Origin of the sequence: Ruegeria atlantica (assembly GCF_947495585.1) — a bacterium.
Lineage (GTDB): Bacteria > Pseudomonadota > Alphaproteobacteria > Rhodobacterales > Rhodobacteraceae > Ruegeria > Ruegeria atlantica_G.
Map to the genome: position 1 here is coordinate 79,370 of NZ_CANLZK010000007.1, position 20,014 is coordinate 99,383.

At 54.6% G+C, this 20,014-nt stretch carries 17 protein-coding genes; 3 read left to right on the forward strand and 14 right to left on the reverse strand.

From position 1 onward, the window contains the following. Positions 1–80: 80 nt before the first annotated feature. The 6 genes from QMP16_RS13455 to QMP16_RS13480 form a co-directional block, all read right to left on the reverse strand. On the reverse strand, positions 81–1,694 hold the full coding sequence (locus QMP16_RS13455) for a mechanosensitive ion channel family protein (protein WP_282152799.1): 1,614 nt from the start codon (positions 1,692–1,694) through the stop codon (positions 81–83). Then, positions 1,691–3,013, reverse strand: a complete 1,323-nt coding sequence (locus QMP16_RS13460) for a mechanosensitive ion channel family protein (RefSeq protein WP_282152800.1) — start codon at positions 3,011–3,013, stop codon at positions 1,691–1,693. Before QMP16_RS13460 ends, QMP16_RS13455 begins: the two co-directional genes overlap by 4 nt. A gap of 151 nt (positions 3,014–3,164) precedes the next feature. Beyond that, on the reverse strand, positions 3,165–4,388 hold the full coding sequence (locus QMP16_RS13465; RefSeq protein ID WP_282152801.1) for a carbohydrate porin: 1,224 nt from the start codon (positions 4,386–4,388) through the stop codon (positions 3,165–3,167). 62 nt (positions 4,389–4,450) lie between these two features. Next, positions 4,451–4,852 carry a hypothetical protein gene (locus QMP16_RS13470; protein WP_282152802.1) on the reverse strand — a complete coding sequence of 134 codons (402 nt, stop codon included), beginning with the start codon at positions 4,850–4,852 and terminating at the stop codon, positions 4,451–4,453. 72 nt (positions 4,853–4,924) lie between these two features. Beyond that, a complete protein-coding gene (locus QMP16_RS13475; protein WP_282152803.1) occupies positions 4,925–6,277 on the reverse strand; it encodes a metal-dependent hydrolase family protein in 1,353 nt (450 codons plus the stop codon). Positions 6,278–6,339: 62 nt separating this feature from the next. After that, the gene (locus QMP16_RS13480) at positions 6,340–7,731 is read right to left on the reverse strand and encodes a metal-dependent hydrolase family protein (RefSeq protein ID WP_282152804.1); all 1,392 of its coding nucleotides are present in this window, start codon (positions 7,729–7,731) and stop codon (positions 6,340–6,342) included. Between the two features lie 180 nt (positions 7,732–7,911). Between QMP16_RS13480 and QMP16_RS13485 the strand changes: the two genes are divergently transcribed. Both QMP16_RS13485 and QMP16_RS13490 read left to right on the forward strand, forming a co-directional pair. Continuing rightward, positions 7,912–8,937: a helix-turn-helix domain-containing protein gene (locus QMP16_RS13485; RefSeq protein WP_282152805.1), complete on the forward strand. Its 1,026-nt coding sequence runs from the start codon at positions 7,912–7,914 to the stop codon at positions 8,935–8,937. Next, positions 8,886–9,305 (forward strand): DoxX family protein, encoded by a 420-nt coding sequence (locus QMP16_RS13490; RefSeq protein WP_282152806.1) that lies wholly within the window; start codon positions 8,886–8,888, stop codon positions 9,303–9,305. The genes QMP16_RS13485 and QMP16_RS13490 overlap by 52 nt, the downstream gene beginning before the upstream one ends. 298 nt (positions 9,306–9,603) lie before the next feature. Here QMP16_RS13490 and gyrB read toward each other — a convergent pair whose 3' ends face one another. Both gyrB and QMP16_RS13500 read right to left on the reverse strand, forming a co-directional pair. Beyond that, a complete protein-coding gene (gene gyrB, locus QMP16_RS13495; protein ID WP_058272964.1) occupies positions 9,604–12,021 on the reverse strand; it encodes a DNA topoisomerase (ATP-hydrolyzing) subunit B in 2,418 nt (805 codons plus the stop codon). 125 nt (positions 12,022–12,146) lie between these two features. Continuing rightward, positions 12,147–12,719 carry a TetR/AcrR family transcriptional regulator gene (locus QMP16_RS13500; protein WP_282152807.1) on the reverse strand — a complete coding sequence of 191 codons (573 nt, stop codon included), beginning with the start codon at positions 12,717–12,719 and terminating at the stop codon, positions 12,147–12,149. A 99-nt stretch (positions 12,720–12,818) separates the two neighbouring features. Between QMP16_RS13500 and QMP16_RS13505 the strand changes: the two genes are divergently transcribed. Next, positions 12,819–13,385 carry a carboxymuconolactone decarboxylase family protein gene (locus QMP16_RS13505; protein WP_282152808.1) on the forward strand — a complete coding sequence of 189 codons (567 nt, stop codon included), beginning with the start codon at positions 12,819–12,821 and terminating at the stop codon, positions 13,383–13,385. Here QMP16_RS13505 and recF read toward each other — a convergent pair. The 6 genes from recF to mutM all read right to left on the reverse strand — a co-directional run bounded on the left by recF (position 13,382) and on the right by mutM (position 20,005). After that, complete coding sequence (gene recF / locus QMP16_RS13510; RefSeq protein WP_282152809.1) at positions 13,382–14,479, reverse strand: DNA replication/repair protein RecF; 1,098 nt, start codon at positions 14,477–14,479, stop codon at positions 13,382–13,384. The two genes, QMP16_RS13505 and recF, sit on opposite strands and share 4 nt — an antisense overlap. Positions 14,480–14,538: 59 nt before the next feature. Next, the gene (gene dnaN / locus QMP16_RS13515; protein WP_113789128.1) at positions 14,539–15,660 is read right to left on the reverse strand and encodes a DNA polymerase III subunit beta; all 1,122 of its coding nucleotides are present in this window, start codon (positions 15,658–15,660) and stop codon (positions 14,539–14,541) included. Positions 15,661–15,888: 228 nt separating this feature from the next. After that, complete coding sequence (gene dnaA / locus QMP16_RS13520) at positions 15,889–17,274, reverse strand: chromosomal replication initiator protein DnaA (RefSeq protein WP_282152810.1); 1,386 nt, start codon at positions 17,272–17,274, stop codon at positions 15,889–15,891. Between the two features lie 540 nt (positions 17,275–17,814). Continuing rightward, complete coding sequence (gene rpsT, locus QMP16_RS13525) at positions 17,815–18,078, reverse strand: 30S ribosomal protein S20 (protein WP_058272970.1); 264 nt, start codon at positions 18,076–18,078, stop codon at positions 17,815–17,817. Positions 18,079–18,310: 232 nt separating this feature from the next. Then, the gene (locus tag QMP16_RS13530) at positions 18,311–19,087 is read right to left on the reverse strand and encodes an enoyl-CoA hydratase (protein WP_058276503.1); all 777 of its coding nucleotides are present in this window, start codon (positions 19,085–19,087) and stop codon (positions 18,311–18,313) included. Positions 19,088–19,153: 66 nt separating this feature from the next. Continuing rightward, positions 19,154–20,005 carry a bifunctional DNA-formamidopyrimidine glycosylase/DNA-(apurinic or apyrimidinic site) lyase gene (mutM, locus tag QMP16_RS13535; protein ID WP_282152811.1) on the reverse strand — a complete coding sequence of 284 codons (852 nt, stop codon included), beginning with the start codon at positions 20,003–20,005 and terminating at the stop codon, positions 19,154–19,156. Between the last annotated feature and the right edge of the window lie 9 nt (positions 20,006–20,014).

Consider the following 20,014-nt stretch of genomic DNA (forward strand, 5'->3'; position numbering starts at 1 on the left):
CATTGCTCTGGATCAATCAAACTAATCCGACAACCTGCAATGGAAGGGTTTAGTGGACCCAGAGTGGACGTGGTATTCTTTTACTCCGCTATATGAGCAAGCTTTCCATCCCATTCTTCGGTGGGAATCTTAGGACTTGGCGGGTCGGCCATGTAGGACGGTGTCATAATTTGCGTACCGTTCTCGTTGAACACTTCCACGATGTTTTGGTGTAGATCAGACAGAATCTTAGGCAAACTCGATCCTCGAGATGTGTATGCGTTAATTTCGTAATTGATGGCATAGTCAGCCAACTGTGTCCAAAGTACAAAAGGCTCCGGGTTTTTCTTCAAACCCTGTGTGCGATGAGCCGCCTCTATCAACATTGCCGTGATTTTTTTTGGCGGCTCCTCGTACCCGATCCCGACCGTTGTGTGAACGAGAAGGCCTCGACCATCGACTTTGCGCGAATAATTCACGACTTCTGAGTTCAACAACTGAGCGTTTGGAATACTGATCATTTCGTTTTTGATGGATTTGATAAGTGTTTCCATAAGCTTGATTTCGGTTACGTCCCCTATCTTGTCGCCAACCATTATTCGATCACCAACATTCGTGCTGCGCCGATAGATGACAAACAGACCTGCCATCATGTTCGATACAACTGTGTTAGATCCCAACGAGACCATGATACCGGCAAGAATTGTCAGGCCTTGAAACGCCCGGGAACCTGAGCCCGGAATGTATGGGTAGGCGAACACCAGTGCGATCACGATGATCAAAGCCCTGAACAGCATGTTCGTTGGCGCGATCCAGTGCGCCTCGAAATCTTTGATTTCGAATGCACCGTTCTCCAGGTTGTCAAAGAACAGATCGAGGCCGCGGATCGCAAATCGACATAAGGCTGCAATAATCACCAGCATGATCAGGTTTGGGATGTACCCAACGACAGCCAGCACAACATTTATCAATGGCTCACTGACGTACTTGAGAAGAACTTGAGCGATGGCCTGAGTTTCCGCGAAAGACAGCAAAACCAAGGACAGGTAGTAATAAAGAAAAAACAGAAACAGCACCCACATCAAAGCATGAATTGAATAAACGATGATAGACGCGATTGCCCTGCTTCGTAGGATTGACTTTGTAGCTTCCTCGACGCTTTCCGCTCTCTTTTCCAAGTTGTTTCTGACGTAGCCCAGAAACTTCTTCCGTTTGGCAAAGAAGAAGTATGACACCAGTGCAAACAACGCCGTCCAAGCGACAGCGGCCAAGGCGCTGTCAACGCGGCCTTCGCTGGATCGCGCTTCCCGGTACTTTAAAATGGCATTTTCGATGGCCTCTGCTTGCAGCCCGGCCAGAACTTCAATGTCCATCTGTTCGTGGTCGGCGTCAGCCTGAGTGGTAATAGTGACCATATGGCCGTCGACGCGTACGAGTTGTCCAAATTCAGCCCGGGTGATTTGGATGTCGACCGTTTTGCTCTCTGATCTATCCGCAACTTGAGCAATTCTTTCTTCAATCTTTGCGGCCCTGTCCGTTGCGGGCAATGCGCTGGATCCGCGGACGACAAAAAGCTCATCCCCATCGACAATGACCGGTGCTATGAATTCGGGATCTTCTCGCTCCTGCTGTGGCAGCAAAACTTCTTCTGACTGAGCCGAGGCTACACTGCAAAGAAGCAGAAAGGACATCATCCATATTACTAATGCTCTCATGTCTTTACTCCTTCCACTGGGATCAGGTGAACATCGCGCTGCGGGAACGGTATTGATATTCCCTCTTGGTCAAACCGCTCCTTGGCTTGTCCTGTGAGGTCCCAATAGACAGTCCAATAGTCGTCAGACTTGGACCACGGTCGACAAAAGATATTGACTGAATTGTCGCCAAGTTCACCAACAAATATTTCTGGATCAGGCGACTTCAGGCATAGTTCATGTCTTGCGACCAATTCCTTCAGAACATCGATTGCGTGAGCAGCGTTGTCTGAATACGCGATCCCAAAAACCAGATCGACGCGACGCTCATCAGATGCGCTGACATTTGTGATTACGTCACCCCAGATCTTACTATTCGGCACAATGATGATCTGGTTGTCGAAGGTTCGGATTTTTGTCGAAACGACCGACATCTCGTCAACAAAACCAGATGACCCGCCAACCTGAATATAGTCTCCGGTATCGAATGGCTTCAAAACCATGATCATCAGACCGCTGGCGAGATTGCCTAGCGTTTCCTGAAGCGCAAAGCCAAGAATGAAAGACAAACCACCAAATATTGCAAACAAAGGAGTGACGTTCACACCAAACAAGGCAAGTACAACCAGAATGCCGAGAATAAAGACCGCCCAAAACACTGCGGTCGCAATGAATTTCTTAAGCATCCGCGATATTGTTGGTATTTTTTCAAGACCGCGCTCAGTTAAACGACGCACCATTTTGGCTACAAACATCATAACCCAAACAGCAGCCAAAACACCCAACCCAGCCAATAGAAGACCAGCGCCTCCCTCCCAGGAAACCAACCATTGGAGAGCGTTGTGAAATAACGTCTGTAAATCCGTTGTTTTAAGCACGCCAGTTTTGAGCGCTAAAAGATAATCGGTGTGCGGTTTCAGGTCTTCTTCGGCGGCACCCTTTAGGGCCCATTCGTTCAAGACCAGTGTGTAATTATCCAAAATTACAGTGCCAGTGTCGTTTATCAAAGAAAGCTGTGATCTCAGGTCATCTTCTTGCGCTTCGTTTCCGTCCTGAAGGCTAAGATTGATACGGGCAATTTCTTCAAGTTGGTTGCGAACATGGTCTTGCCAGGCAACAGCAATTTCTGAAAGCTCATCAGTCGTCAGCGGAACAAGCAGTATCTCCAGGTCACCGGCAGAAATTGATTTGTCGGCAACCTGAGTTAAGAGATCTTCTTGCTGTACCTCGGCAGGTTCCTGTTCACTCGCCGCGTTCTGTGCGTACGCTGGAACAGCGTTTGACGTCGAAACCGCCGCAGCAAAGAGCAAAATAACCAAACCGTAGATGTATCGCGTCATGACACTAAAGCTCCCACATAAAGACTGAAGAGATCATAAGGAGACCGAAAAGGTCTGCCATCAAAAATAGTTGGGGGCGGCCCACTCACTTGCCGCCCCCGCCCGTTCCGGCCAAAATGAAGCCCGAACGGAAACTGCTACCCGGCATTCATCAAAGATTGACCCTCAGTCTCAGTCCCAAGACCAGCGGGTCGTTCGAGTTTGATCCGGGATTTTTCAGGTATTGCACGTCTGCCGTCAGTGCCAGATTGTCGGCCAAGTCCAAACGGTAGAAAGCTTCAAGTGTCGTTTGATTGGGCAATCCTGGTGTCGTCAGGTCGGCAACAGTGGCCGCTATGCCAAGGAGATCATCATAGGTGCCAGGTCGCCACATCAAGCCTGCGTTGACTGCACGCCTGGCCAACGCACCGCCGCCATTGGACCATCCCAGCCGTCCGAAGATCATCAGTTGGTTGTCGAATGTATGGTTGGCAGAAAGTGTGGCTCCATATGTTTCCGGTACGCCAACTTGTTGGCGCGCATCCGTGTGAAACATCCCCAGATGAACGTTTGTCAAAAATCGTTTTGATTTTTCGGGCGTCCAGCCGATCTCGGCGTATTTGTAAAATTCGCTACCCCCGGAAAACCACTCTATGTCTGTGAGAGACCCATTGGCGTCGCTGACCACCCCTAACGCGTAAATCTGATCCGTCAGATAGCCGCCGACCGTGACGCCAAAGCCTGGATCTGGGATTGGCAGTACAGGGCTAAACAGGATTGAATAGTTCGAAAAGGTCGTTCGTGGGTTCACGTACCCAAGAATGTCGGAGTAGTCGCCCGGATCGATCCGACCCGCCACCACTCCTCCGCGTCCGTTTGCGAAGGCTTGTTGCCAGTAAGCTACCGACAAGGTCGTGTTTGTGTCCCCAAACGTGACCGCGGTTGCCCCTTGATATCCAATTTGCGCAGGCAGTGCTGAGGGTGCAATGGACTGGCCCAACCGGTGTCGGTTCTCCAGAATAAAGACAAGGCTACCCGGGTTTTCACCACCCCGGTTTGCCAATTCCCACGTCCCAACCATCCTGAGCTGACCGGATGCAGATTCGTCCTGCCCGGTCAGGCTGTGAGAACTGCGTTGGTATAGCGCTTGGTAATCAAAGCTGAGCGCCAATCCGGTGTTTTCCCGAAATCGACCCAAAGCGGTTTCGGTTGGATCAATGGCACGGTCCAAACCGGGCCAACGCGAATCTTCCAGCCGGCGCAACCTGTCTTGCTCCTGCTGCGCGCTGGCTGATCCCGGACCACCCAACGATACCTGGGCTGCGGCCTCAAGTTTCGCCTGAGCAGCATTTTCCTGGGCATCAGCAGCACCACCAAATAGTGCAAAGGCGCTCAATAATGCGGTGGCAAGGGTCGGTCGTGGTGGAAGATACGATCTCTGGTGCGACGAACCTCCAATCACTTTACGTCATCCACAGCTTTGATTTCGGGAACACGTTCCAGTGCCACAGCCATGTCGGCGCTGCTCATCAATTCGATCATTTGGTAGTCATCCAACAGGCCGTCGCCGAGGCGGCTGACATAGAAGGCCTGGATAAAGGTTGGATCGTCTGGCAGGGAAACAGTGATGTAGTTCTTCCCGTTTCCAAGCCCCCAGTAATAGCTCAAAAGCTCTCCACCGAGCGCTTCGATCCCGCCCTTCACCGAGACTGCGCGATCCCCCGGATTGGCGATCTGCATTTCCCAAGCGGCGCTATTGGACGTGCCAATGAACAAAAACGTACGCATGCTTTCGGCATCTTCAGCAGCAACAATTGAACCACAGATCGCCATAAAGACGCCAAGGCTGAGATGTTTCACAGTCTTTCCTTTCAGGGAAGGTTTCTTGGCTGACGTGTGGGGTTATCAAAGATAGACCACCCCACTTTCCTTTTATTCCAGCGTGTTCTTGTAGATCACGCCGTTTTTCATGATCAGATCGAAGTTGTTCTCGTAATCCGTCATGATCAGGGCATCCTCGACGGGGTTTCCATCGACCAGTAGAATGTCGGCATACGCACCTTCTGCAATCACACCGAGCGGGCCTTCGGGATAGGGGTTGAGTTTGCCTGACAGGGCCAACAATTCACCGGCTTTAGAGGTTGCTTGCATTAGAACTTCGTAGGATGACCATTGTTCGAGACGGTACTTGAACTCATCGTTCTGTTTGGTGAGAGCGACAGGATCCCCAATAATGTCGGTTGAAAAGGCGACTTTTTCGATCCCGAATTCTTTCAGCAACCGCATCTGGTTTCTCGCCCCGCCCTGAACCTCGAGGAACTTGGGCGCAGCCAACGGACCAAGCGCTTTGGTGACTGTTTCGGCATCCAGCCCCAGCAGCGAGAAGAATGGCACAACCCAAACATCCGCGTCCTTGATCGCCTGCGCCGACACCTCGGTCATCAATTGTGCATGATCGATGCTCTGCACACCTGCCTCGATGGACCGCAGAATGCTCTCGTCGTTGTAGACGTGCACAAGAACGTAAGTATCCCAATCTGCCGCAGCTTTGACTGCAGCTTCCAGTTCTTCCGGTAAGAATTGAACGGTGTGCAATGGGTCTACGCTGGAAGACACACCTCCGCCGGCCATGACCTTGATTTGCGATGCGCCCAGACGCAGCGCTTCCCGCGTCGCCCGCAGAACTTCTGGAACACCGTCAGCAAGAAACTCTACGTGCTGGTTGAAGAATGAGGGCGAGGCACCTTCGAAGTTTGGGTGCGGTTCTGTGTAGTGCCGATGTTCACCATGCCCGGACGTCTGTGAGATCACTGGCCCGGACGGGTAAATACGGGGGCCAATTGCTTTACCCCGGTCGATGGCTTTTTGAAGCCCCATCGCCGGCCCACCCGCATCACGGACGGAAGTAAAGCCGCGCAACAGCATCTTTTCTGCTTCGATCGTGGAAACGGCCCCCCAGTACATCCAATCAAAATTGTCCCTCAGATCCGCAACCGGCTCCGTGATCGCCATGTGCACATGCGCATCAATCAACCCCGGCATCAATGTGTGACCACCTCCATCCACAACCGTCGCGCCAGGCGCGTCGATGGCCTCGGTGGACACTTCTTTGATCAAGTTGCCTTCAACCAGAACGCTGGCGTTCTCGATCCGCGCCTCATTTACTCCGTCAAAGACATGGACGTTGGTGAACAGGGTTTGCGGCAAGGTATCCTGTGCAAATGCGGCAGTGGCCGTGCAAAAAACGAGGCTCGCGACGGCAGCCGTCTTTGTCGAAATACTCATGTCCTTCTCTCCCTTAAAATTTAGTGCGCGGGGTGCCGAGGTAAGTTCACCCCACGCGACACTCAGTCGAGTGTGTTCTTGTAGATCACGCCATCCTTCATGATGATCTTCAGATTGGTGTCGGGATCGGATAGCAGCAGGATGTCCTCCAGCGGGTTCCCGTCGACCAATAGAAGATCGGCGTATGCACCCACTTCGACCACACCAAGCGGGCCGTCCTGATAAGGATTGTTCAAACCAGTAAGACGGTTCATGCGCGCGCCGTTTGAAGTTGCGATGCGCAATATGTCGAAGGGTGTGAAATTCGCTTCAAGCAGGTATTTGAACTCGTCGCTCATCTTCTTGTCCTGCTCTAGCGTTTGGTCCCAGTTGTTGATGAGGTCAGTGCCCAGGGTATAGAGGTCGATCATGCCGGGCGTGGTTTGAATTACTTCAATCATGTTGGCCGCGGCATCCCGCACCGTCTTCCACTTCGCAAACGACGCTGGTGTGTAAAAAGCTTCGGCCTGCTCGGTGGAGACCGAGTAGACCGGAGCCACGGCGGTCGCAAACATGATCTGTTTTTGAACCATGACCTCGGCCACTTCCGAAGTCAGAAACGGGATGTGTTCGACGGTTTTCGCGCCATTGTCGATACAGTTTCGGATCGCCTGTTCAGTGAACACATGGCAGGTCACATAAGTGCCCCACTGTTCGGCGGTTTTGACTGCCATCTGGATTTCATCGGCTTGGTACTGAAGCGAATGCAGGGGGTCGAACTCGGACGTAACACCGCCGCTGACCATAATTTTGATCTGGGTTGCCCCGCGGCGCAGGTTCTCGCGTACAGCCATCCGGATCTGATCCGGCCCATCGGCTATAAAGCTCATTTCACTTTCGACCCAATGTGATGGTCCTTGCCCAGACAGTGTGGGATGCCGGTCGTTCAGTTTACGGAAGTCCGCGTGCCCGGATGTCTGGGTGATGAAGGCTTCAGAGGAGTAAATGCGCGGCCCGGGAAACATGCCGGAATCTATAATGCGAGCGATGGATTTTGCTGGTCCGCCCAGGTCCCGGACAGTGGTGAACCCATTCATCAGGATGCGTTCAGACCGAATTGTCGCGACGCCGCCAAGATGAAAGGGTGTGATATTCTGGCGCAAACCATCGCTGAGAGGGTTGAACACCGTAAGATGCACGTGTTGATCATGCATTCCGGGCATCAGTGTGCGCCCACCGCCGTCGATGATTTGCGCATTGGCGACGGCAAGCGGCTCAGTCGAGACCTCGGCGATCAGGTTATCGACGACCAAAACATTTGCGTTCTCGATCCGTGCCTCGTTCACCCCGTCAAAGACATGAACATTTGTGAAAAGGACCGGGAAACTTTCTTCCTGTGAAGCGGCATGAGTTGGAAACAGATAGCTCGCAGCCAGTACTGCGGGCACAAGTATGCGCATCAGACATCCGTTCATCAGGGCTCCTATCATCAAGAATCGCAAAAGGCACAATTAGGAGTCATTATAGAATTCGAATAACTTGATGCCTGACAGATTACCGGTTCGAGAAAAATAGTTTTGGGAAACTGCAAGGTTTCATAATTTTATTGTGGGAATTTCCTACACTCGGGAATATTGCGAATTTCTGGAGAAGAGATGACAAAAAGACTTGGTAATAACACGGATCAGTCGCTGCCACTCGTCAGGGCTTCAGTTGCGGGTCCGGTTGTCGCAGCGCTTCGCAGCGTGGGGGTCGAACCCGCGTTTGTTCTTGATCCTCTGGGGTTGAACGAAGCGCAGGTAATGGACCCGAAGAACTTCCTGCGCCACGATACCGTCTACCAGATCTATCAGGCCGTGGCAGAAGCCACTTCAACGGATTTTTGCGCACGGGTCGGGCAATCCGTTGACCTTGTAAAATTTCTCCCGCTCGGCGATATGCTGGCAGAAGCCCTTACATTGGGAGACTTCTTTACCAGGTTCACACAAGCGGTTTCCAAGGAATCCAATGCCGTTACGCAATCCCTCTTTGTTGAAGGAGAGCACGCGTATTTCAGTGCCAAAAGGAACTTCCAAATTTCGGTTTCTCCCAGCCAGACCGATGCGTTTCTGACGAGTATATGGATATCCCTGTTGCACCGTGTCCTGGATTTCAGGTGGGACCCCAACCAGGTCATTCTTCGCGTCAGTGACCCCGATGCGCTGCCCGGTCAATTTCACGGCGTTCGGGCAATCAAGTGCAATCCTCAAGGTTTTTCGATCAGGTTTCCCTCCAGCTGGTTAAGTTTCAGATTACGGCCAGAGGCACTGGAAAACCCCCCAGACTACAGGGTTATGGATGAGGATCTGGCCGCCCCGCAGGATTTCCTTGCGGGACTGAAAGGCCTGATCAGGGTCCATCTTGCGGATTCAGGATTTGGTGTGGATGAGCTTGCGGACCTTTGCGGCTTTCATCAGGAAACACTGAACAACCGGCTGGAACCTTACGGTCAAACGGCGTCCCAAGTGATCGCGCGCATTAAGCAGGAAGAAGCCGAACGCCTGCTGGCAAAAAACAATAAATCCGTCGGCGAGACAGCGCAAAGGCTTGGCTATGCCGACCCAACCGCCTTCTCCAGAGCATTTCGTAAATGGACGGGCGTATCTCCGGCAGCCTACAAGATATCAAACCGGAAGGACTAGCATTGCTCCTGAACATCGCCATCGGTCTTCTATCTGCATTTTTTCTCTTTGCTTCATCCATCAAGATTTTTGGGTGGCAAAAGAAGGTCTTTGAAATCCAGTTGGGCATGTTCGAAAGCTACGGTCTCAACAGGCAGATCATGTTCCTCGTCGGATGCGGGGAACTTTTCGGGGCAATTGCCATCTGGTTTCAATCGTCGTGGATCGGGCCGCTAGGAGCACTTGCGTTGCTCTGCACATCTGTTGGAGCGATATTCTGCCATCTAGTGTTCGATACTTGGAAGCAGGGTATACCGGCGACGATAACAGGGACACTTGCGGCTCTTGTTTTGAACGCTGGGTATTCAAAGCTTCTAAACATACTGTAACAACGGCCACCCGACCGATACCAGGAAATCCCAGGACAGCGATGGAACGTCCATAACGGACCTTTATTCTCGACTTTGCAAAGTCCGCTTTCTGCGCATCGCAGACCTTCGCGAGAATCCCAGGTTCCTTAGGGAGGCCCTTTGCGGGATTGAGCAATGCAAAGGGCCATAACCGCAACGACTAAGCCATACACTGATTGAATTCGTCCTAATGCAGAGAAACGCGCAGCGCAAAACTATGGGCGAACTACGCAAACTTATGGGGTGTGCGAAGTGCTATGCGCAAACCTACAAAATCCTAGAAATCCAGGTTCTCGACGCTCAGAGCATTTTGTTGGATAAACTCGCGGCGAGGCTCCACCACGTCGCCCATCAGTTTGGTGAATAGGTCATCCGCTTCAACCATGTCGTCCACCCGCACCTGCAAAAGCGTACGTGCGTCCGGGTCCAGCGTTGTTTCCCAGAGCTGATCCGGGTTCATCTCACCCAAACCTTTGTAGCGTTGCAGTGACAAGCCCTTTTCACCTTCTTCCAGAATGGCGCGCAACAGATCCAGCGGGCCGTGAATTGCCTGCGACCGGTCGCGACGGACCAGCGTTGCCGGGGTGTTGTAGATCTCTTGCAGACTTTGGGTAAAGCTGCCGGTCTTGCGCGCCTCGCCCGAGCGCAGCATCGGACCGTCCAAGGTACGCACCTCTTCCACGCCGCGCAAAATACGGGCAAGACGAATTCCGTGATCCTGTGTGATCCGGCCCTGCCAACCGCGTTCGTATTCCAGCGCGATGAGGTCAAGACGCGCGGCGACCTTGTCTGCCACGCCCTGCAAGTCCGCATCGACCGCGCCTGGCACAAAAGCACCTGCAACGGCGGCCTGTTCTAGGATGTGACGTGGATAATGGGTTGGGAAGGCGTCCAAGACGCGCTTCAACTGACGCGCTTCGTCGACAATGCGCGTCAGATCCTGACCCAGGATCTCTTCGCCAGAACCGAGCTTCAGCACGGCCCCTTCGACACCTTGGTTGACCAGGTATTCATCCATCGCCGCCTGATCCTTCAGGTACACTTCGGATTTTCCGCGCGCCACTTTGTAAAGCGGCGGTTGGGCGATGTAGAGATAACCGCCCTCAATCAGCTCAGGCATTTGCCGGTAGAAAAACGTCAACAGCAATGTTCGGATATGCGCACCGTCGACGTCCGCATCGGTCATGATGACGATTTTATGATAGCGCAGTTTTTCGATATTGAACTCGTCTCGCCCGATCCCAGTGCCCAGCGCCATGACGAGGTTGCCGATTTCCTGAGATGACAACATCCGGTCAAACCGTGCACGTTCAACGTTTAGGATTTTACCCTTGAGAGGCAAAATTGCCTGAGTTTGCCGATCGCGGCCCGTTTGCGCTGAGCCGCCCGCGGAATCACCCTCAACCAGGAAGACTTCGGTTTTGGTCGGGTCCTTTTCCGAACAATCCTTGAGCTTGCCAGCCAGAAAATTCACATCCATCGCTGTTTTGCGGCGGGTCAGCTCGCGCGCCTTGCGAGCCGCTTCACGGGCCAGAGCGGCCTCGATAATTTTGCCAACGATAATCTTGGCCACGTTCGGATTTTCTTCGAACCATTCAGCCAGCTTTTCGTTCATCAGACCTTCGACTGCAGGGCGTACCTCGGATGACACCAGCTTGTCCTTGGTCTGGGACGAGAATTTAGGGTCTGGGACTTTGACCGACAGCACACAGGTCAGACCCTCGCGCGCATCGTCGCCGGTAAAGCTGACCTTTTCCTTTTTCGCGATCCCGCTGGTCTGGGCGTAGTTGTTGATGGTCCGGGTCAGCGCACCGCGGAAACCGGCAATATGGGTTCCGCCATCGCGCTGTGGGATGTTGTTGGTGAAGGGCAGGACTGTCTCGTGATAGCTGTCATTCCACCACATGGCGATTTCGACACCGATATCGTCGCGCTCACCCTTGATATAGATCGGTTCGGGCATCGCGGAGGTCTTGGAGCGGTCCAGGTATTTGACGAATTCCTTGACGCCGCCTTCGTAAAACAATTCGGTCTCTAACCGTTCAGCCGGGCGTTCATCAATCAGAATGATCCGTACACCCGAGTTCAGGAAGGCCAGTTCGCGCAAACGCTTTTCCAGCGTCTCGAATGAATATTCCAGGTTTGAGAACGTATCCAACGACGCTAGAAACCGCACTTCGGTTCCGGTCCGATCACCGCATTCAGCGACAACTTTCAGATGCTCGACCGTCTCACCACCTTCGAACCGCGCAACGTGCTCCTTACCATTGCGCCAGACACGCAATTCCAGCCAATTGGACAGTGCGTTCACCACCGAAACGCCCACGCCATGCAGACCGCCGGACACCTTGTAGGAATTGCTGTCGAACTTGCCGCCAGCATGCAGCTGGGTCATGATCACTTCTGCTGCGGACACACCTTCTTCGGGGTGAATATCGACGGGAATTCCGCGGCCATTGTCGCTGACAGAAACGCTGGAATCCGCGTGGATTTTGACGGTTACATGGTCCGCGTGACCGGCCAGCGCTTCGTCAATCCCATTGTCAACGACCTCATACACCATATGGTGCAGACCCGAGCCATCGTCCGTATCCCCGATATACATACCAGGGCGCTTTCGAACTGCCTCTAACCCTTTGAGAACCTTAATGGAATCTGCACCGTATTCCTGGGGTGCCTGTGCGTCTTCGGACATGCCGTCAGTACCTATATTATTTTGGTAACTTATACGTTTTCTGGGGGGGATTGTCACGCGCTACCCCAACATTTTGTGTCGGTCTTGCGTGATTTAGTTTCTTTCTGCAGCTGACTGCCGAATCCCTACAAACGGTCGATATCGGCCGCTATATCCGCTGCGATTTCATGGGCGTCGACATCACTGCGCTCGGCCGACAAACGCAGCCCCAAAAGGTCAGATTGATAACGCGTCGCCAGTCGGTTCGGATCGTGGCTTGGGGCAATATCCCCGGCCTCTTGCGCCTGACGGAACAGATCTGCAAAGCAGGCCTTCATCTCGGACATGAGAACACCCGCCCGACCGGCGAGCTCGTGATCCTTGGCCTGCAATTCAGCGTAGGTCTTGGCCAACATACAAGCCTTCGCGGGCGCTCCGCTTGACTCGATAACCAAATTCGGCTGCGCCTTTAAAGCCTCGAGCGGACCTACCCGGTCAGCCAATGCCCTCAGCCGCGCCACACCCTCTTGCGCGTAGCGGTCCAACGCCAGCCCGTAAAGTGCATCCTTGGACCCAAATGCCGCATAGAAACTGCCGGGTTTCAACTTCAACTCGCGCTCAAGGTCTTTCAGGGATGTGCCAGCCCAACCCTGACGCCAGAAGATATCCCTGGCCCGGGCAATCAGGTCATCACGGACATATTCGGGTTTGCGAGGCATCACCTTCACCAATTCTTGAACGATTGCTCAAATATATACTTGAGTGATCGCTCAAGAAAGACTATTTCTGCCTGAACGCGCCAGAAAAGGAGTTCCGATATGGCCAATTTCCCGTCACATGATCTCGAATCCGCCCCCGAAGGGTCCAAACCGCTGCTGGAAAAATCGCAAGCCGCTTTTGGCCGCCTGCCCGGCCTGCACAAGGTCATGGCCGAAAGCCCCCAGCATCTGGAAGGCTATCAGGTGCTGCATGGCCTGTTCATGCAGACCGATTTCGACAATGATGAGAAAACCGTCGTCTGGCAGACCATAAATGTGGAGAACGAATGCCACTATTGCGTGCCCGCTCATACCGGCATCGCCAAAATGATGAAGGTTTCCGACGAAATCACCGAAGCCCTGCGCAATGAAACCCGGCTACCTTCGGCCAAGCTTGAAGCACTGCGCACCTTCACCCTGCAAATGATGGAAACCCGCGGCAACCCGACCGAAGCACAGCTGCAGGCATTCTTTGATGCGGGCTACTCTCACCGCGCTGTTTTGGATGTGGTTCTCGGCCTGGCGCAAAAAACCATGTCGAACTACGTGAACCACATGGCAAAAACCCCGGTCGACGAAGTCATGCGCGGCTTCCTGTGGGAACGTAAGGTCGGCGAGCCGGCCTAAGCGGACACGACCGAGCCCTCAAAGCCATCACTCACGATCAACGTTTGGGCCCGGTCGCCCAGTTCCGCAAACAGCTCAGGCCCGGTGCCCGTCATCCAGGCCTGAGCGCCCAGCGCATAAATCTCATCATACAGCGCCGCGCGCCGATCCGCGTCCAGATGCGCCGCCACCTCGTCCAACAACACGATCGGGGGCGCGCCGATCATACTCGCCAAGGCTCGTGCGTTCGACAGGATCAATGAGACCAATAAAGCCTTCTGCTCACCCGTCGAGCAATCTTTGGCCGGAACGCCCTTGGCAGCGAACACCCCGTACACGTCCGACCGATGCGGACCCACCAGCGTCCGCCCGGCCGCCAGATCGCGGAACCGGCTTTCACTTAGCGCTTCGCGCAGATCCGCTTCCGTTTCCGGCATCGCACCTTCAGTCTGTACCAGCTCCAATTCCGCAGATGGAAACGCAGTTTCCGCCTGATCCTGCGCCGCGCGCAGATGATCAAGCGCCGAAAGCCGCGCAGCGTGAATACGATACCCCGTCTCCGCCATCTGCGCTTCAAGTGCTGCATACCAATGCGCATCGCGCACCTGCTCTTTCAGCAGACGGTTCCGTTCGCGCATGGACTTTTCATAGGTCAAAGATGCTTCAGCATGGGCGGGGTCGAAACTCAGCGCGATCCGGTCCAGAAAACGCCGACGCCCTTCGGCCCCCTCGATCCAAATCCGGTCCATCGACGGGATCAACCAGACAATTCGCGCCAGCTTGCCCAGATCAATCTGGCTGGACGCCTTGCCATCAATGCGAACCTGCCGCGCGACACCGCCCTCGGACCAGGTTTCTATCTCGTATTGTCGCCCCTGCGCCTGCAGCAACCCGGACAGTTTCCAACCCAGCGCCTCGGGGCGTCGGGTCATCTCGGCCGCGCTGGCCCGCCGCATTCCGCGACCGGGGGAAAACAGGGACACCGCTTCCAGGATGTTGGTCTTGCCCGCCCCGTTCGGTCCGTGAATCGCAACAGGCCGACCATCCAAAGATAGTCGCGCCAGCTTGTGGGACCGAAAATGCGAGACGGTAAGCTCGGTCAGGGCCAAACCCATGACCCCTCCCTTCATCTTTTCAAAATCTCTCCCGCCGGAGGCATCGCACGTCCGTGCGATCAGACGCGCATCGGCATGACGACGTATACCGCGCTCAGATCATTGCCTTCGCGCATCAGGGTCGGATCAGCCGCTGAATTGAACAGGAACACAGCGTTCTCACGATCCACCTGAGAGGCGATTTCCAGCAGGTACTTGGCGTTGAACCCGATCTCCAGCCGCTCGTCGCCATAGGCCACGGCCAGTTCTTCCTCGGCCGCGCCGCTATCCGGGGCGTTGACGGAAAGCACCAGTTTATCTGTATCCAGCTGCAGCTTTACCGCTCGAGACCGCTCAGAGGACACGGTTGCAACCCGGTCTACCGCCTTTGCGAACTCGGCCGCATCGACTTCCAGCTGGCGCGTATTGCCCTGCGGAATCACACGTGTGTAATCCGGGAAGGTCCCGTCGATCACTTTTGAGGTCAGCGTTATGTCCGGGGTTGCAAAGCGCACTTTCGTTTCACTGACCGACACGGCGATATCCATCTCATCGTCGTCCAGCAGCTTGCGCATTTCGCCTACGGTTTTGCGCGGCACAATCACACCGGGCATGTCTGCAGCGCCATCCGGCAGATCCGCGTCGATGCGCGCCAGGCGGTGGCCATCGGTGGCCACACAACGCAGCACCTTGCCGCCTTCGGACCCGTCGGCCACATGCATATAGACGCCGTTCAGATAGTACCGCGTCTCTTCGGTCGAGATGGCGAATTTCGACTTATCGAACAACCGGCGCAGCAAGGCTGCCGAGGCGGTAAAGTTCGACTGGTATTCCGAAGACGCCATCACAGGGAAGTCTTCCTTCGGCAGCGTCGCCAATGAGAAATTCGACCGGCCTGCTTCAACCGTCAGACGACCTGCGGCGCTGTCGGCGGTCAGTGTCACCAACGCCCCATCGGGCAATTTGCGCACGATCTCGTGCAACGTCGTCGCGGCGACCGTTGTGGCCCCGGCTTTTTCGACCTGCGCAGGCGCCTTGTCGACAACTTCGATATCCAGATCGGTCGCCCGGAACATCGCCTGATCACCCTCGGCTTCGATCAAAACGTTGGCAAGTATGGGAATGGTGTTGCGACGTTCGACAACAGATTGGGCCTGGGAAACGGCCTTGAGAAGGGTGCCGCGTTCGATGCTGATCTTCATACCCTTAATTCCTCTGACTTGCGTGCCGAAATGGGCGGGACTGGCACGTTAGCGGTTCCGCCCTGAGGCACAAGGATTTTTTATGGATTTCTCGGTCGGATTGCCCAAAGCGTCAAGGGCCGCGTGGCCCAGTGGGCACAGTTCATTTCCAACCGTGGAAAATAGCGCACAAGAAAACGCCCCGAGCGTGAGGGTCCGGGGCGTTTCTCAAGTGATATGGGTAGGAGCTCAAGCTTCCAGCGCGCGCCGCAGCATTTCCACATCTTCGGCAATCTGGCCGTCTGTGGTTTTCAACTCTTCGATGCGTTTTACGCCGTGCATGACTGTCGTGTGGTCACGTCCTCCGAAGCGGCGCCCGATTTCCGGCAGGGATCGGCTGGTTAGTCGCTTGCACAGATACATCGCAACCTGACGCGGGCGGGCATAAGACCGCAGGCGTTTAGGTCCAATGATGTCGGACAGGCGGATGTTGTAATAGTCCGAAACCTTGCGCTGAATCTCTTCGACAGTGATCTTGCGCTCGGATGCGCGCAACACATCGGCCAGACAGTCCTGCGTCAGCTCCATGTCGATCTCACGTCCCACCAACGAGGCAAAAGCGAACAGGCGGGTCAGGGCACCCTCCAGAACGCGAACATTGGTCGAGATCCGGTGCGCCAGGAATTCCAGAACGCCATCGGCAATTGTCAGGTCGGGATATGTGCTGCTGTATTGCTGCACCTTGTTTTGCAGGATTCCCAGGCGCAGTTCATAGTCGGTTGGGTGCAGATCGACCACCAGACCACATTGCAGACGGGACTTCACCCGATCCTCAAGGTCCTTGATCTCACCCGGGGCGCGGTCGGCCGAGATGATGATCTGTTTGTTCTGGTCCACCAGAGCATTGAAGGTGTGGAAGAACTCTTCCTGTGTCGAATCTTTGCCGGCGATGAACTGCACATCGTCCACCATCAACACATCAACTGACCGGAACAGATGTTTGAAGTCCATCATCCGGCGTTCGCGCAGGGCCTGCACAAAGCGGTACATGAACTGTTCCGCCGACAAATAGAGCACGTTCAACTCGGGGTGCTTTGTTTTCAACTCCCATGCAATGGCGTGCATCAAGTGCGTTTTACCCAGACCAACGCCACCGTAAAGAACCAGCGGGTTGAAGGTCACAGGACCACCTTCTGACACACGACGCGCCGCGGCATGGGCCAGTTCGTTGGGTTTTCCGACAACAAAACTGTCGAAGGTAAAGCGGGAATCCAGCGGCGCGGCCTGCAAGGACTCAAATGCGCCATTCGCGGCTTCCATCTGCGGCGCAACAGGTGCATCCCGCACAACTGTCGGCTCGGATTCGGTGTCTACCTTAGGGCGCGTCGGTGAGTTGGCAGCGACGCGAAAGGCCAGTCGTTGAACCGTTTCCCCTGCGGTGTTCATCTCATACAATATGAGATCCGCAAAGTTCTGACTGACATAGTTGCCCATGAAGTTTGTCGGCACGGAAAACACCGCTACGCCGTCCTGCAACTCTTGGAATTCAAGAGGTTCGATCCAGGTCGTGTAGTTGTTTTTTCCGATAGCCTTGAGCAACTTGTTACGTAGTAGTCCCCATTTCTCTTGTGTCATTAAGCGCCTCACGCATCCCATTCTTTATTGGCCTGTCGGCCTTATTGCTATTTTCCGGTTGCCCAGATTAAGCTTTCACACGCAAAGGGGTAACCTACGCCAAACCGCAGAAGTTTGGCGGGTGTGTTTTAGAAAGTCCGCACATCCCAATTTGCCAGCGCTCCATGCCCGGAACGCCCTGAAAACAAGGTTGCGCAACGCAATCTCATATTCGACAGGGCTTGGTTCCCTGGTGACCCAAGGACCGCAGCAGATTAGCAAACCAGTTGCCAACATTCGTTCCTGACCGTCCTGATGCCCGTCAGTCTAGTCGCTGGAACAGCCTGTCCCCCCAAGCGAGTGAATCGCTGTAACAGTGGTAGCAAGAGGCCAAGGCATCCGGCAACGAAACTCTGATATTGACTCGTATCTTTCGCCGAAAGAATCTCTCGGGTTTGTGAAGGCGCGGCTTTCCGGCAACAGCAAAAAAAAAGCGCCGCAGGACGCGGCGCATTTTCTATCATTTCACCTTGTTTGGTTGACCCAAGGTCAACCCGGGCCTTAGCCCAGCGCTTTTACACGAGCCGACAGACGCGACATTTTACGCGACGCTGTGTTCTTGTGGAAAACGCCTTTTGTGACGCCGCGCATCAGTTCAGGCTGAGCTGCGCGCAGTGCTGCGGTTGCAGCGTCCTTGTCGCCGGATGCGATCGCTTCTTCTACCTTACGCAGGTAGGTACGGATGCGCGAGCGACGTGCTTTGTTGATTGCGAAACGGCTCTCGTTCTGACGAGCGCGTTTTTTTGCTTGGGGCGAATTAGCCATGTGTGTCTCTGACCTTTGGTTCGGTACGTTGTCTAGGGTTGCGCGCCACGGAAAATCCGCACCGGATCAGAAATCACGAGTGTGAGTCGGGCCAAGCGGGCCGCACGCGCATGTATGGTGGCGGTTACTACCCAAGTTGGCCGTGTTTGCCAAGCCGATTCTTTTGATGCGCATAGCCGGTATGAAAAAGGCGGGCAAAGGCCCGCCGGTTTCGATTTGATCAGGGCACCGCTTACTTGTCGCGGAATTGCGCGGCGCGTTTTTCCAGGAACGCGGCCATGCCTTCTTTCTGATCTTCGGTCGCGAACATTGAATGGAACACGCGGCGCTCGAACAGCATGCCTTCGCTCAGCGGCAGCTCATAGCTGCGGTTTACCGACTCCTTGGCTGCCATAGCGGACAGTTGGGATTTCTCGGCAATCTTCTGGGCTGCGCCCATCGCCTCATCCATCAGCTTCTTGGCGGGAACGACGCGGCTGACAAGGCCAGCACGTTCAGCTTCTTCTGCATCCATGAAACGGCCGGTCAGGTTCATGTCCATGGATTTGGACTTGCCGACAAACCGCGTCAGGCGCTGGCTGCCCCCAAGCCCGGCAATGACGCCAAGGTTGATCTCGGGCTGGCCGAACTTGGCTGTGTCCGCAGCGATGATGAAATCGCACAGCATCGCAAGTTCGCACCCGCCGCCCAGCGCATAGCCCGCAACGGCAGCGATGATGGGCTTGCGGATCGCGCACACGCGGTCGTTCAGAGCACCAAAAAGGTTCGAGCTGTAGACATCCACAAAGCTCATCTCGGACATTTCCTTGATGTCCGCGCCCGCAGCGAACGCCTTATCCGACCCGGTGATGACGATGCAGCGCACTTTGTCGTTGCTATCCGCATCTTCCAATGCCGAGCACAATTCCTGCGCCAGTTGTGAGTTCAGCGCGTTCAGCGCATCGGGCCTGTCGAGCTTGATAAGGGCGACGTGGTCTTCGATTTCGACGATGATCGTCTCAAAAGCCATGAGGTGAAAGCTTCCGGTTGTTCCGTTCAGGTACGATTCCTTACCACGCGCATTCGCTGGATCAAGCTATCTTTGGCATTGCGCACAGTAGAAGGATGAGCGACCGGACTGGGTGATTCTTTTGATTGGAGCCCCACAACCGTCAGTTCTGCAGGGTTCTCCTTCACGGCCATAAACGTCAAAGCCGTGCTGAAAATATCCAAGTTCTCCATTGGCTTGACGGAAATCGCGTAGGGAAGATCCACCTGCTTCGATGGCGTCCTGCAATACCTTCCTGATGATGGGAACAAGTGCTGCGACTCGGGTCGCAGAAATTTGGCCGGCTTTGCGACGTGGCGACACTCCGGCTCGAAATAGCGCCTCGCACACGTAGATATTGCCCAGGCCGGCAACGATTCCCTGATCCAGCAGCGCCGATTTGATCGGAGTGTTCTTTCCCCGAAACGCGTCGATCAGATGTTGTTCGTGAAAATCATTACCCAAGGGTTCAGGCCCGAGGACAGACAGCAGCTTGTGATCGTCCGCAGTTGCTGTCTGCAACAGGTCCATCGCACCAAACCGGCGCGGATCGTTGAACGTGACACGTGCGCCATTGGCCATGTGAAAGACCACATGGTCATGTTTTTGGGTTATCGGATGTTCATGCACGAATTGTCCAAGCGGATCGCCGGATACGGTCATCCGGCCTGACATGCCCAAATGGATCAACAAGGTTTCACCACTGCTGAGATCGGCAAGGATGTATTTCGACCGACGACGCAATTTTTGAACCGTCTGCCCGGTCAACCGCTCGGCCATCCGTTCAGGGAAAGGCCAGCGCAGATTGGGGCGATTCACATCTGCCCGGTTGATCACTACGCCTTCCATCGCTGGGCTCAGGCCGCGTCTTACTGTCTCGACCTCGGGCAATTCCGGCATTACACGGCT